Origin of the sequence: Bifidobacterium callitrichidarum, from assembly GCF_003129905.1 — a bacterium.
In the GTDB taxonomy this organism is placed as follows: Bacteria; Actinomycetota; Actinomycetes; order Actinomycetales; family Bifidobacteriaceae; genus Bifidobacterium; species Bifidobacterium callitrichidarum.
In genome coordinates, this window is record NZ_QFFM01000002.1 from 165884 (window position 1) to 179737 (window position 13854).

13 protein-coding genes and 1 pseudogene are annotated in these 13854 nt (G+C 61.5%); 7 read left to right on the forward strand and 7 right to left on the reverse strand.

The window, feature by feature from the left end:
* Nucleotides 1-8 precede the first annotated feature (8 nt).
* Entirely contained in the window at nucleotides 9-812 is an 804-nt protein-coding gene (locus DF196_RS01540) for a M15 family metallopeptidase (protein WP_241519533.1), read from the reverse strand.
* A gap of 450 nt (nucleotides 813-1262) precedes the next feature.
* Between DF196_RS01540 and DF196_RS01545 the strand changes: the two genes are divergently transcribed.
* The 4 genes from DF196_RS01545 to DF196_RS01560 all read left to right on the forward strand — a co-directional run bounded on the left by DF196_RS01545 (nucleotide 1263) and on the right by DF196_RS01560 (nucleotide 5052).
* The gene (locus DF196_RS01545; protein WP_241519534.1) at nucleotides 1263-1934 is read left to right on the forward strand and encodes an MptD family putative ECF transporter S component; all 672 of its coding nucleotides are present in this window, start codon (nucleotides 1263-1265) and stop codon (nucleotides 1932-1934) included.
* 89 nt (nucleotides 1935-2023) lie between these two features.
* Nucleotides 2024-2794, forward strand: a complete 771-nt coding sequence (locus DF196_RS01550; RefSeq protein ID WP_241519535.1) for an energy-coupling factor transporter transmembrane component T — start codon at nucleotides 2024-2026, stop codon at nucleotides 2792-2794.
* Nucleotides 2791-4341 carry an ABC transporter ATP-binding protein gene (locus DF196_RS01555; RefSeq protein ID WP_109056167.1) on the forward strand — a complete coding sequence of 517 codons (1551 nt, stop codon included), beginning with the start codon at nucleotides 2791-2793 and terminating at the stop codon, nucleotides 4339-4341. Before DF196_RS01550 ends, DF196_RS01555 begins: the two co-directional genes overlap by 4 nt.
* A 45-nt stretch (nucleotides 4342-4386) precedes the next feature.
* Nucleotides 4387-5052, forward strand: a complete 666-nt coding sequence (locus tag DF196_RS01560) for a hypothetical protein (RefSeq protein ID WP_241519538.1) — start codon at nucleotides 4387-4389, stop codon at nucleotides 5050-5052.
* 184 nt (nucleotides 5053-5236) lie between these two features.
* Here DF196_RS01560 and DF196_RS01565 read toward each other — a convergent pair whose 3' ends face one another.
* Together DF196_RS01565 and DF196_RS01570 are read right to left on the reverse strand one after the other, a co-directional pair.
* Nucleotides 5237-5944, reverse strand: a complete 708-nt coding sequence (locus tag DF196_RS01565; RefSeq protein ID WP_109056169.1) for an SDR family NAD(P)-dependent oxidoreductase — start codon at nucleotides 5942-5944, stop codon at nucleotides 5237-5239.
* A gap of 106 nt (nucleotides 5945-6050) precedes the next feature.
* The gene (locus tag DF196_RS01570; RefSeq protein WP_109056170.1) at nucleotides 6051-7652 is read right to left on the reverse strand and encodes an ABC-F family ATP-binding cassette domain-containing protein; all 1602 of its coding nucleotides are present in this window, start codon (nucleotides 7650-7652) and stop codon (nucleotides 6051-6053) included.
* Between the two features lie 315 nt (nucleotides 7653-7967).
* Here DF196_RS01570 and DF196_RS01575 point away from each other — a divergent pair.
* The 3 genes and pseudogenes from DF196_RS01575 to DF196_RS01580 all read left to right on the forward strand — a co-directional run.
* Nucleotides 7968-9107: pseudogene (locus tag DF196_RS01575) on the forward strand (NAD(P)H-hydrate epimerase); the annotation flags it as partial.
* Nucleotides 9108-9419: 312 nt separating this feature from the next.
* A complete protein-coding gene (locus DF196_RS14090) occupies nucleotides 9420-9827 on the forward strand; it encodes an ADP-dependent NAD(P)H-hydrate dehydratase (RefSeq protein WP_338323312.1) in 408 nt (135 codons plus the stop codon).
* A 197-nt stretch (nucleotides 9828-10024) separates the two neighbouring features.
* A complete protein-coding gene (locus DF196_RS01580) occupies nucleotides 10025-10654 on the forward strand; it encodes an HAD family hydrolase (RefSeq protein ID WP_109056172.1) in 630 nt (209 codons plus the stop codon).
* A 333-nt stretch (nucleotides 10655-10987) separates the two neighbouring features.
* On the opposite strand, the gene DF196_RS01585 is transcribed toward DF196_RS01580, so the two are convergent.
* From DF196_RS01585 to DF196_RS01600, 4 genes are all read right to left on the reverse strand, one after another.
* Nucleotides 10988-11215 (reverse strand): helix-turn-helix domain-containing protein, encoded by a 228-nt coding sequence (locus DF196_RS01585; protein WP_109056173.1) that lies wholly within the window; start codon nucleotides 11213-11215, stop codon nucleotides 10988-10990.
* Between the two features lie 395 nt (nucleotides 11216-11610).
* Nucleotides 11611-11919: a HigA family addiction module antitoxin gene (locus DF196_RS01590; RefSeq protein ID WP_109056174.1), complete on the reverse strand. Its 309-nt coding sequence runs from the start codon at nucleotides 11917-11919 to the stop codon at nucleotides 11611-11613.
* Nucleotides 11891-12178 (reverse strand): type II toxin-antitoxin system RelE/ParE family toxin, encoded by a 288-nt coding sequence (locus tag DF196_RS01595; protein WP_109056175.1) that lies wholly within the window; start codon nucleotides 12176-12178, stop codon nucleotides 11891-11893. The genes DF196_RS01590 and DF196_RS01595 overlap by 29 nt, the downstream gene beginning before the upstream one ends.
* A gap of 181 nt (nucleotides 12179-12359) precedes the next feature.
* Nucleotides 12360-13628, reverse strand: coding sequence for a DUF4236 domain-containing protein (locus tag DF196_RS01600; RefSeq protein ID WP_109056192.1), 1269 nt, complete (start codon nucleotides 13626-13628; stop codon nucleotides 12360-12362).
* Between the last annotated feature and the right edge of the window lie 226 nt (nucleotides 13629-13854).

Below are 13854 nucleotides of genomic sequence, written 5' to 3' on the forward strand. Positions count from 1 at the left end.
CGACATAATCATCGCGCGTATTCCTCAAGCGTGATGCCATGATCGTGGATGTCCTTGGCGACGTCGGCGCCGACGTACCGGTAATGCCACGGTTCGTACTGGTTGCCGGTCACATCGGTTTTGCCATCCGGATAGCGCAGGATGAACCCGTACTGCCAGGCATTCGCGGCAAGCCAGTCGTACACCTGCTGGTTGGCTTCCGCATCCGCCGCACCGACGGCATTCAGGTCAACGGCGAGCCCTATCTCGTGTTCGCTGGTGCCGGGGATGGCGACCAGCCTGCCCGCCTCCCGTTCGGCATCCTTGGCGCTCATGCCCTGGTTCTCGTACAGGAAGATCCTGTCGCTCATGATCTGCCGCTGCTCGTCCTGCGTGCGGTATCCGGCCGTTACTTCCGGGTCGAGACCATCGGCGCGCATCGTGTCGAACATGCGTTGCAATTCCGGGTATATGCGCGAGTCGACCTGCTGGCCGTTGGCAAGCTGCGTGAGCTCGGGCGCAGGATAGTCGTCGGGGATGCGATGCCAACGGTTGACGACAATCGTATTCCACGATTGTGCGGAATATCTGGCTTCGGGGATGCCTGGCGCGAACGGGCCCCAATGGGCGATGCGTCCGAGACCGAACAGTGCGCCGGTGATGATCGCCGCGGCCGCGACCGTCGCGATGATCAGTTTCGCCACGGCTTTGGCCGCGCGCTCATAGCGGTATTGCGCGAAGCTTACCGTCCCCCTGCCCGTGTCCAGACGGCTGTTGCGGTCACGCATGCTCACGTGCTCCGTGGTGATGGGGTCCGCTGTGATTCGTGCCATGAGCTCATCTCTTCCCATATCGGTTCCCTGCCAGCGGTTTCCATCACGACGCGGCGCCAATCACAGCCAATGCGTCATATAAAAACCGTTGCGATACCTCTCAAGCGTAGGAATCGCAACGGTTTCGCACCATCGGCCGGCGGGATGAACCCGTCCCTGATTCCTGGGGCTGACCGTCCGGAATCAACCCCTAAGGGTTATTCCCGAGCCGATGGTTTCGCCTGTCTTCCGTCAGTGGATTGTGCCCATGAGCTCGGTCTTATCGGCCGATTCCGGATATCCATACCTTTTGAATCCTCTCGCTGGGAAGAGTCTTTCCGGACGCATTCCCGTGACGAAAAAGAGCCGGAACACCTAATTCTTTGCAAAATTGGGTATTGCCTTTGCGCCGAATCACCGTTAGATTGACCAATGAAACATAACCGTCAATCAGTAGAAAACGGAATCGACTTGACTGCATCGAACGCCCCCATCGTCCCGAACAACTCCGCCGACCTCGACACCGGCACGAGCACGTCCGCCCCGGCCAAGCCGCGCAAGCTGGAGGTGGCCGACCTCATCACCATCGGCGTGTTCGCCGCTCTTTACTTCGTGATGGTATGCGTGGCCACGCTGGTGAGCACCCTGTTCACCGGCGGTTTCGGCTCCATCTTCCTGCCCGCCATCGCCGCGCTGATCTCCGGCTGCGTCTACATGCTGCTGGTCGCACGCCTCGGCAAGTTCGGCGGCATCACGGTCATGGGCGTGGTCATCGGCCTGTTCCTGTTCGTCTCCGGCCATTTCGTGCTCTCGTTCATCGCCAGCATCGTCTTCCCGGTGGCCGCCGACCTCATCGCCCGCGCCGGCAAGTACAAGAGCAAGGCGCTGCTGCTGGTGAGCTACGTGGTCTTCTCCTACGGGCTTACGGGCCCGATCCTGCCGCTGTGGTTCATGAAGGACGCCTATGTGGCCAGTCTGCAGGCGCGCGGCAAGGACGCGGCGTACATCGATGGCGTGTTCGCCAACATCAATACCGGCACGTTCTTCATTTCGATGGCGGCGATCCTGGTGTGCGCGCTGATCGGCGGCTGGTTCGGCCAGAAGATGCTGAGGAAGCATTTCGTCAAGGCCGGCATCGCCTGATGCAATCTTCCTTTCCCGCGAAATCCGTGACGTCCGACTCCCGGACGTCTTTCCAGCCCCCGGCGGCCGCGACGGCACCGGGGGCTCCCGTGTTTTCGGATGGCGCTGGTGGTTTCTCTTCCGACCGGACGGCCGATACCGCTCGCCTTGATCGGGCTGATCGGGTCAGTCGGACGCTCGACCCGCGCACGAAGCTGTTCCTGCTGCTGGCCGCCAATCTCATGCTGTTCTTCCACGTGGCGCTCGCCACGCAAATCATCATGGCGATACTGTTCCTGATTCCGCTGGCGGTCGCCGGCCGATGGCGGCTCACGGTGAATTTCGCGGTGTTGTACGCCGTGTTCACCGCGCTCGGCCTGCTCGACCCGGAGGCCCTGGGACTGCCGTGGCTGCATGTGGTCTCCGCGCTGGCCGTGGGAACCACGATGATGCTGCCCTGCTTCATGACCGGTGCCTATGCGTTCACCACCACGTCCGCCAGCGCGTTCATTTGCTCGATGCGGCGTATGCGGGTGCCGGAGGCGGTGGTGATTCCTTGCGTGGTGGTGATCCGGTTCTTCCCCACCATCGCCGAGGATTATCGGCAGATCCGCAACGCGATGGCCCTGCGTGGCATCGCCTCGGGCGGTTGGGGTCTGGTGCGTCATCCCGCGCAATCCCTGGAATACATCCTCATTCCGCTGCTTATGAACGCCACCACCGTGGCTCAGGACCTGTCTGTGGCAGCGTTGACCAAGGGGCTCGGGCGTGAGGGTGAGCATACGTCGCGTACGCCGATTCGCATGCGTGCGGTCGATTGGCTGGCGATGGTCGCCGTCATGATCCCGTTGGGTTTGGATATCGCTGGGGTGATCCGATGATGACGTCCGAAGTTTATTCCGACAACGTGTCGTTCACCTATGAGCATGCCGATACACCGGCATTAATGGACATCATGTTGAGCATTCCACGCGGCCAGTGCGTGGTGCTGTGCGGGGCCAGCGGCTGCGGCAAGACAACGTACTCACGTGTGGTGAATGGCCTGGTGCCGCAGTTCTTCCGTGGCACGTTCGCCGGCAAGCAGCGCACCTGCGGACTTGACCCGAGCTCCACACCCATCGATCAACTCACTCCACTGGTCGGCAGCGTGCTCCAGAACCCGAAGACCCAGTACTTCAACGCCAACGTGACCGACGAGCTGGCCTTCCCCGCGGAAAACATGGGACTGCCGACAAGTGAAATCAACCGGCGTGTGGACGCCGTGGCCGAACGTTTCGGTATCACGGGACTGCTCGGGCGCAGCATCTTTCACCTGTCCGGCGGGCAGAAACAGCGCATCGCCATGGCCGCGGCCAACATACTCGACCCGCGGCTGGTGGTGCTGGACGAGCCGACCAGCAATCTCGACCAGACTGCCATCGCGGACATGCGCAAGCTCATCGAAGCGATGAAGGCCCGCGGGCTGACCATCGCCATCGCCGAGCACCGGCTCGCGTGGCTCAACGGCGTGGCCGACCGGTACGTGGTGTTCGACGGCGGGCGCATCGCCCGGCAATACGAAGCGGACGAATTCCTTACGCTCTCCCCCGGCTGCATCGCCGCGATGGGGTTGCGCGCGCTTGACCTCGGACCGTACCGTCGCCGCATCGCCGAATTGGAATCGCAAAGTGATGCGCAACAGGGTTCGTCCCCGCGCTTTGACAATCGGACGACTCTGGCACCGGCCCTGGAGCAGTCGCGGCATGACCTCAAGACTGTACCGGGGCATCGGAGTCCAAAGCCGCTGCTGTCTACGCGGAATCTTGTCATCGGCTATCGCGGCCGCGACGGTTTTACCCGGCATATCCCGGATCTGGAGTTCCATCCCGGCGACATCATCGGACTCATGGGCCACAACGGCTGCGGCAAGACCACGCTCGTACGTACGCTGACCGGATTGGCCAAGCCTCTTGCGGGTTCCATCACGCTCAACGGCCGGACCGCGAAACCACGCGATCTGACCCGCGCCGGATTCCTGGTGATGCAGGACGTGAACTACCAGCTGTTTTCGGACAGTGTGCGCGAGGAGCTCATGATCGGTCTGGACGAAACCGACCCAACTGTGCTGGCACAAACGAACAGCGTTCTGGAGGATTTGGATCTTACCCAGGTCGCGGATCGGCATCCGATGAGCCTGTCCGGCGGGCAGAAGCAACGTGTGGCCATCGGCTCGGCACTGATGTGCGGCAAGGAGCTCATCATCCTTGATGAGCCGACCAGTGGCCTCGACCGCTACCACATGGAGCAGGTCGGCGAACTGCTGCGCCGGCTCGCCGCGCAGGGCAGGACGATTCTCGTGGTGACGCACGACGAGGAGCTCGCCGCCGGCTGGTGCACCCGCATCATCAACCTCGAACGGTGCCGGACGGACCCGGCTTGTACGGCCTGATTTTTGCAGCAATATGTACCCATGCGTACCGAAAAGGAACCCATAGTGAGCAACACGCAAACGAAAACCACGGAATCCCGGTCTTTTGATCTGACCGACTGGCTCGGTGATTGGGAGAGTTTTGAACATTATCTTGACTCCGAGGATCCGGCCATCCGCCAGGCCTGGCAGGAGGCGGAACAGGCGGTGCTCGCTAATCCGAAGACAGCGCCGATGGCGGCGCGCGGCATCCGCACGTTCTGGTCGATGGCCTGCGCCACCACGAGCCCGGAGAACATCATCCGCATCGGTTATTGGACCATCGGCAAGCCGCAGAGCGAGCATGCCGACGTGCGCATCACCTGGTATGCGGAGGACAACACGGACCTCGACACCTACGACTACCGCATCGACCACGTCATCGGGCATGGTCTGGAGGGCTCGCCCACCTACGTGTTCGTGACCGACGATCCGAATGCCGAGGACAGCCCGTTCCGCTGGCTGCTGGCCATCGCTCCCCTGCCTTCACGCAAGGCGTTCGGCGAAGGCGGGTTGCTCAGTCATCTGCATTTCCAGTACGCCAATGACCTCGGCACGCTCGTCGCCACGGATGAGACCGAAGATGCCGGCGAGACGCTGCGCAACCCACGCTGGTATGCCACGATGTGCGCCGACGAGGGCGACACTGAGGACCGTTGCTGCATCATCCGCGCGCTGCATCACCTCGGTTGAGCAAAACGATGCGTAGTCACTGCTTGTTCAGGCACGCAAGCCGGCAGTGACTGCGCGTTTCAACGAGGGTATTGCACATTACTGCCTGTCGGAATATCAATGGGCAGTAACCGCGCGTTCGTTTCGGCGGCACGCGCGGTTACTGCCCATAGTATGGCGGCTGTACCGCCGCTCAACCAAGGTTTCAGCTGTTACGGTTGATTTCGATGTCCGTGACAGTGAGGTTCGCCTCGTTGATGAGGTTGAACAGGATGACCTCGGCCAGCGGGCCGGGCTGCATGAAGGTGTGCTGCTTGGCCTCGGACACGTAGTCGTGGCTGTCGCGGTAGAAGGCGGTGTCGATGCCGCCGGGATAGACGGCCACCACCTTGACGCTCGTGCCCTTGTATGCGGCCTGCAGGCTCTTGGTGTAGCCCTTCTCGCCCCACTTGGTGGCGCAGTACACGCTTTCGTTCGCATTGCCGCGGGTGGCTGCGGTGCTCATGATCTGGGCGATCTTGACGTCCTGCTCGCCGCAGGCTTTGAGCGTTTCCACGGTCCACAGGATCATGCCCTTGAGACCCTTGAGGCACTTGTCCACGTCGGCGGCCTCGTAAGCGGTGGGCACCTTGAAGGACGGCTGGCCGGCGTTGTTGATGAGCAGGTCGATGTGGCCCAGCGCGGCGATGTCGGCCACGGATTCGCGCACGAAGTCCTCGTCCGTGATGTCGCCCACGTACGCGCGGTACGATTCGGCGGGCCATTGCGCGGTGAGCTCGGCCTGACGCTCGGCATTGAAGTCGATGCCGGCGACGAACCATCCCTTGGCGATGAGCTGGCTGGCGAACTCGTAGCCGAGTCCCAGTGCACTGCCGGTGACGATGGCGATCTTCTGTCCGTTTGCGGTGGTCATGGCGCTTCCCTTCATGATGATCGAGGATTGAGGATTGCGGGATTGCGGGATTGCTTTCATTATCCCAGAAGGGTTCCCTCTAGAAGGGGAACCGAGACACGAAGAATTACTCCTCGGCGACGAGCTCCAAGTAGGAGTCGTTCCACAGGTCCTCGTCGCCGTCCGGCATGAGCAGCACACGCTCCGGGTTCAAAGCCTCCACGGCACCCTCATCGTGGGTGACGAGCACGATCGCGCCCTCGTATTTGGCGATGGCCTTGAGGATCTCCTCGCGAGAGGCCGGATCGAGGTTGTTGGTGGGCTCGTCGAGCAGCAGCACGTTGGCGCGCGAGGTCACCAAAGTCGCCAGGGCCAGACGGGTCTTCTCGCCGCCGGAGAGCACGCGGGCCGGCTTCATCGCGTCGTCACCGGAGAACAGGAACGAGCCCAGGATGGAGCGTGCCTGCGTGTTGTCCAGTTCGGGGGCCACGTGCTGCAGGTTCTCCAGCACGGTGGCGTTGAGGTCGAGCGTGTCATGCTCCTGGGCGAAGTAGCCGATCTTGCAGCCGTGACCGTAGTCCACGGAACCGGTGTCCGGCTCCTCGAGATGGGCCAGCAGACGCAGGGTGGTGGTCTTGCCGGCGCCGTTGTAGCCGAGGATCACCACGCGCGAACCCTTGTCGATGGCGAGGTTCACGCCGGCGAACACGATGTTGGATCCGTACGCCTTGGAGATGTCCTTGGCCATGATCGGCGTCTTGCCGCAGGGCGCGGGTTCGGGGAAGCGGATGTCCGCCACCTTCTCCTTTTTCTGCGCCTCCGAGGTTTCGGACAGCAGCTTTTCGGCACGGCGCATCATGTTCTGCGCGGCCACGGCCTTGGTGGCCTTGGCGTGCAAGCGGATGCCCTGCTTCATGAGGCGTTCGGCTTTCTTCTCGGCCACCTCACGTTCGCGGCGGCGACGCTCCTCGTCCACCACGCGCTGATGCAGATAGCCCTTCCAACTCAGCGAGTACATGTCGATCTGGCCGAGCTGCGCGTCCAGATGCCAGACCTTGTTCACGGTCTCGTCCAGCAGCTCGGTGGAGTGGGAGATGACCAGGAAGCCGCCCTCATACTTCTTGAGGTAGCCGCGCAGCCATTCGATGGAGTCGGCGTCCAAGTGGTTGGTGGGCTCGTCGAGGATGAGCGTGTCAGCGTCGGAGAAGAGGATACGCGCCAGCTCGATGCGTCGGCGCTGACCGCCGGACAGGGTGCCAAGCTGCTGCTCCATGACCTCCTGGGGAAGACCCAGCGAGGCCGCCATCGCGGTCGCCTCGGACTGGGCCGCGTAGCCGCCGGCCTTGTCGAAGTCCTGCATGGCCTTGTCGTAGCGGGTCATGGCCTTGCTCATCACATCCGGATCCGGGCCGGTCATCTCCTTCTCGGCCTTGCGGATACGGCTGATGATCGTGGCGATGTCACGCGCGCTCATCATGCGGTCCAGCGCGGTCTGCGTCGGGTCGGAGGCGTGCGTATCCTGCGGCAGGTAGCCGAGCTTGCCGGAGACGCGCACCTTGCCGGCCGTGGGCAGCATGTCGCCGGTGATCACGCGCGTGAGCGTGGTCTTGCCGGCACCGTTGCGGCCCACCAGACCGATCTTGTCGCCCTTGGCCACGTGGAAGTCGGTGGGATGCAGCAACGTCCGCGCGCCGATCTGAATTTCCAGACCCTGTGCATCAATCGCCATACCTCACCCGTCGCTTTCTTGATTCGTTGAAATTGCAATAAGCCAACAGACCATGGTAGCGGAAGGCGTGAAGAACGGGGAATGACCCCGACAAGCGGGAGGGGCCAGCGTGTTCACCCAGCATGACATCGGCGTCTTCCTCACTGCCGAGCCACTAAAATTGATGATTGCATATGCCGTTTTGTGAAGGGGACTGCCATGGAATACGCCGATGACGTCGATCGCCGCGAGCTGCTGCTGCATAGCGCTTATGATGCCGAAACCGTGAGGGCCATGGAACGTCCGTTGCTGGACAAGGGTGTGCCGCTGATGCGCATGGCCGCCCAGGCCGTGGCCCATACCGCAGCCGGACTGCTCGATGATGAGGATCTGGCGTTGGAGGACACGTCGATCGTACTGTTGGCAGGCGCCGGCGACAACGGCGGCGATGGTCTGTTCGCCGCGGCCGCGTTGGCGCAGGAGGGTGCCGCAGTGACGGCCGTGGCCGTGGGCCGGTCATTGCACGAGGCCGGGTTCGCCGAGTTCGTACGCGCCGGCGGGAAGGTGCTGGTACTGGATCCGGCCGCCGAAATTCCCGGTTGCGCTTCAGGGTTTTCCGCGGGCGAGGCCGGAGAACGTTTACAGGCCGCCGTCTCCCTGGCCTCGAAGTCGCATCTCATCATCGACGCGATGACCGGCATCGGCATCCATGGTGCGTTGCGGGGTATTCCGGCGGCGCTGGCCTCCGCTTTGGGACTTGACGGCGAGGTGCCGGACGAGCCGGCGATGCCTGGTCGTGAACCGTTCGGGGACTTCCCGTTGGTGGTCGCCGTGGACACGCCCTCCGGCGTGGGCGTGGATGATGGTTCGCTGCCCGGCCCGTATCTGCCGGCCGATGTGACGGTGACGTTCGGCGCAATGAAGCCCTGCGCGGTGCTGCCGCCGGCGACGTTCGGCTGCGGGCGCATCGAGCTGGTCGATTTCGGGTTCGACATCGACGACGTGGAGCCCGCCGTGGAGGTGGTGGACAGTGCCTTCGCCTCGGATGCGGTGCGTCTGCCGCACGTCGAGGACGGCAAGTATTCGCGTGGCGTGGTGGGACTGGTGACCGGTTCGCAGCGTTATCCCGGCGCGGCCGTGCTCACCGCACGCGCCGCCGCACGCGCGAACACCGGCATGGTGCGCTACCTTGGCCCCGAGCGCGCGCAGAACATGGTGCTCGCGGCTCTACCCGAGGCGGTACTGGGCAAGGGTCATGTGCAGTCCTGGGTGGTAGGCTCCGGCGTGCCGACCGCCGATGCCGAAGGTGCCGACGCCGATATCCAGCGTGAGACGATCGGCGCGCTGCTCCGCCATTACGCGCTGGGCGGAGACCCCGCCGCGGATGATGCCGCATATGATATGCCGCCCGTCGTGGTGGATGCCGGCGCGCTCGACCTGTTGCCGGAGCATGTGCCCGGTCAGGTGGTCATCACCCCGCATGCCGGTGAGATGGCGGCGTTGCTGAACCGGCTTGGGGCGAACGCGCGATTCATTGAAGGTGAAACGGCCAACTCCGCTTCGACCTTGCCCGCTCATGACGATTCGTCACGGCCCAGCGTGGATTCGACCGATTCGGCCGATGACGATCAGCCGTACCGGGCTTCCGCAGTCGACTCGACCGAAGCCGAATCCGCCGTCGCTTCCGATGCGGACGGCGACGATGGCGCGACCGTTCCCGCCGACAGCGATATTGCCGTCCCGTCTCCCATCAGTGAAGATTCCCTCACGTACACCGCGCACGACGTGATGACGCATCCGTTGGCGTGCGCCCGCCGAGCGCACGAGCTGACCGGCGCGACCGTGCTGCTCAAGGGCGCGGTGACCATCGTGGTGGACGAGGACCATACCTATGTTTCCGGCAGTGCGCCCGCATGGCTCGCCACGGCCGGCGCGGGCGACGTACTGGCCGGTCTCATCGGCGCCTTGCTTGCCCAGCAGGGTGATGAGATCACCACGGCGGAAACCGTGGCGTCGGCCGCGTACCTGCATGGCATGGCGGCGGCAATCGCCTCCGAGTCGGAGCAGCAGGGATGGCAGGAGCCCGAGCTGATCGGTCACGGCCACCGTCAGCGCTTCATGACGCTGGGCCATCCCATTGTGGCCGGCGACGTGATTCGCGCCATTCCGGAAGCCATTGCGGACGTGGTCGCTTAACCGGCCGCGTGAACACCACGAAGTACACTGAAAGCGATTGGTTCTGTGACGCCACAGTTTGACATGAATCCGATTCGGATACGCCTCAGTCGGCTTTGCCAACGACTTCGCTGGCAAGGGGCGTCAAAAACAGGTTCTGCCGATCTCGACGTCACAGAGCAACCCGAATACCGTTTCCTGCATGTTTGAGGAGCATCATGGCCAACTCCCCCATCACCGATGTAATCTTCGATTTCTGCGGCGTGTTGCTGGACTGGAACACCCGCGCCTGCCTTGAAGGCAAGTTCCCGGACGATGTTGTCACCGCAATTTGCGCCGACAACGATCCACACGGCTTCTTCCACTACGAGGATCGCATGGACGCCGGCGAGGATTTCGCCACTATCTATCCGGACGTGGTACGCGAGCAAGGCGAGGACATCGCACAGATCTTCAAGTACTACATCGACCATTACGCGGACGCGCTGCCCCGCACCCTGCCCGGCATGGTCGAGCTGATGGAGGACCTGAAACGTCACGGATACGGCGTGTGGGGCCTGACCAACTGGTCGCACGAGACCTTCCACCTGGCCTTCGAGAAGTTCCCGCGTCTGGAACAGCTGCTCGACGGCACCGTGGTTTCGGGCGTGGAGAAGCTGCACAAGCCCAACGCGGACATCTATGAGCTGGCGCTCAAGCGGTTCGGCCTCAAGGCCGAGCAGTGCGTCTTCTTCGACGACACCGCCAAAAACGTGGTCGGCGCCAACGAGGTCGGCATTCACGGCGTCCTGTTCGAAGGCGCCCTCGCCGCCCGCGATTCCCTCGCACAGCTTGGCGTGCGCCTGTAATAAATGGCACTTTGCTTTGGCTCCCCTCGCTGAGGGGAGCTGTCGCCGCAGACTACTGAGGGGAGCATCCGGATCACTTCAGGTAATTTTTTGGCTCTGTTAAACCAAGATTGACATGCCCCTTATTCTTGGCTCCCCTTGTCAGGGGAGCTGGCGGCGAAGCCGTCTGAGGGGTAGTTCCATCGGATTCATGTCAATCTTGGTTTAACAGAGCCAATTTTTTCCCTCCCTCAGTCTCATCTCATTCGGCAACTATGCGACGGCCGGGCCATCACGGCATAGCCGCTTATTTCCCGATAAATGGCCCGCTCTCAAAAGGGCCGCTGCGAAAAGCTATTCAACCGGATCGAAACTGATCGTCAGTTTTCGCCCCATCCCCTGCGCCAACGCCTCCAATGACCGGAACGACGGGTTGATGTGTGCCTGTTCGATGCGGCTGATGGTGATGCGGGAAATCCCTGACGCCTCTGCCAGCTGGTCCTGGCTCATGCCGGCGCTTTCCCGTGCTTTGCGCAACGACTCCCCCACCTCCGGATACACATAATCCCTATCCGCCATCATTGGCCTCCCTACTGACGTTTCATAAGAATCGCAAGAATCAATCCAGCATTATCAGCATTGTCTCACGATTCGCCCATGCACGTGGAATTTCCCGGCTATAACCCGCCTTGCCGACCATCCCACCTGATAAGGCTCTGTTAAACCCCATTTTCTTCGTCGGATTGTCCGTAAGAAATGCGGAAAACGTTGAAAAACCCACTGTCGCAACGTCGTTTGAGGGTGGCGACCGGTGGTTTTGGAAACCCAAGTTTTCCGCCGCAAGGTCGGAGCCCGACCCCGCGACCGAGGCGCGCGCGAGGTTCGGGACGAAGGTGGCCGAATACGAGCGTATCCTGATCATGGGGCATACAGACATTGAGATGACCGCGATGCACAGATGGGGGACTTTTCTCGTTTCAGGCGTTGACGAGCGGGTGGATGTCTCCCAGGCTGCTGGGGTCGAATGTCAGTAGGTCGTAGTCGGATTGCAGGTTCGACCAGAAGTCGGGCGTGGTGCCGAGCGCCTTGCCGAGCCGCCATGCCATGGCGGTGGTGATGCGTCGGCGGCCGTGGATAATCTCGCCGATGGCGGTCTCGCTCACGCCGATGGCCTTGGCGAGCCTGTACCGACTGATGCCGAGGGGCTCAAGGAACTCCTCGTTGAGGATCTCTCCGGGCGTGCTGTAGTAGTTGCCGTTAGTCGTGGTAGTCGTCGAAGTAGACATCGGTTGCCTCCTTGCTTGCGTCGTCCCATTGGAAGACGAGTCGCCATTGCTGGTTGACCCTGATGCTCCAATGTCCTTTCAGGTTTCCTTTGAGTGGTTCGAGCCGGTTGCCGGGCGGTATTTTGAGATCGTGGAGTTCGTGCGCGGCCTTGAGTATCTGGAGCCTGCGCATGAGCTGTCGTTCGCAGCCGGCCGGATAGCCTTTGGGGTATCGGCCTCCATAGAGGAAGTCGTTGAGTTCCTTGTCTCTGGTTCTCATGGACCTATACTACCTATTCGCGTTAGTATCGTCAAGCGTTAGTGACAGACTGTCGCCTCGTACATGCGTTCCGCACCTACCTGTCCATGTTCTCTTGTCCCAAATCGGCGATTTGAAACAAGAGAACATGGACGGTCATAGGGTGCGGATATTGGAGAGGACGGCTAGACGGTCACGCCATTCATTGTCGTCCGAGTTTCTGCGCTATGCCTCCGTGGCCTGAGCACATGCCCCGATAGTTGGGTGCCCCCGGCGCCGATACAGCCTGCGTGCCGTCACTGCAGATGGCAATGAGCGAACCACTACCATTGCCTGACGGGGATGTGGCTTGTTGCTGTTGTTGCTGTTGTTGCTGCTGGGCTTGCTGCTGCTGTTCGGCCTGAAGCTGTGCCTGGCGCAAAGCTTCCTCCTCGGCAGCGCGCTGTTGTTCAGCCTGCTCTTTGGCTGCTTTCTCCTCCTCTGCCTTTTTGGCGGCTTCTTCGGCTTCCTTCTTTTCCGCTTCGGCTTCCTTCTTTTCCGCTTCAGCCTTCTTCTTTTCCGCTTCAGCCTTTGCTTCACTCTTTGCTTTGGCCTCCTCGGCCGCTTTGTCATGGACCTTTATGACCCCGTTACCGGCTGACAGCACGATCCAGTCTGATGGCTTTTCCACCGTCTTGCCGGTATCGCTCTCTATCACGTAGTCCGATGAGGAGTATCCGGCATGTTTCAAGGCGGTGATGACCGTGTCCAACCGCATGTCCTTTTTCGCGATATCCGCAAGATCGGAATTATCGCGTTTCACGGTGAGTGTGATTGGCGTTGATGTCTTGAACTCACCGCTTATCGGGTCCTGGCTTTCGACCTTCCATTTATCGTCGCCGCCCTTGGTCTCCGGCTTGACCGTGATATTGTCGAACCCTGCGTTATTGAGTTCGGCCTTCGCAGCGGCGACGGTTTGCCCCGTCATGTCGGGGATTTCACCGTTCGGCGTAGTGGCGTATACCACGATGCAGAGCAGGATGAACGCAAGTAATACATAAAGCAGTATGGCCCACCAACGTCCATACCAGGGCTTCTTCATCTTATGTGAGCCACGGTTGCCACCGCCTCCGGCGTACCCGTTCGGCATAGGGGGAACGGGCGACGGCGGAATCACCGATACCGGCGTCAGGACCTGCGTCTGCCGGGAATCGGCTGCCGGTATAGGTCTCATGGGCGTTTTTGGCCGTATCGGCTGTCTGTTCATCACTGGTCTCTTTGGTTCCGTCTTCCTTGACGATTTATCGAGTCTTGCCTCGTAGCTGATGCCAGTTCCGGGAATCACCGGCGTGCCGACGCGCGTCCCATTCTTGCCGACGGTCACATGCGGTGCGCCGCGTTTCCCGAAGCTCACACTTGTTATCCCGTTTTTGCCGAGATTCAAACGAATCCCTTTGCCTAAGGAAATGCTCTTGCGGATTCTGAAACCCATCACGGTCTCTCTTTCTGTAATCTGCATTGTCGCGCAGCAGTTGCTTGTAGTCGTCGATGACCCGTACGGTGCGATTCAACGCCCAATTAGGGCTATTCAAAAATGAATTCGCTAACATCATACATTTTCCCGCGCTCTGTGTTGTACCCCGACGTGCCTCACGTTTTTTGAGCGCGTAGGGTGTGGTGGTGCCTCATCGGGAATGAGCGCGAACGGTATCGGTCCT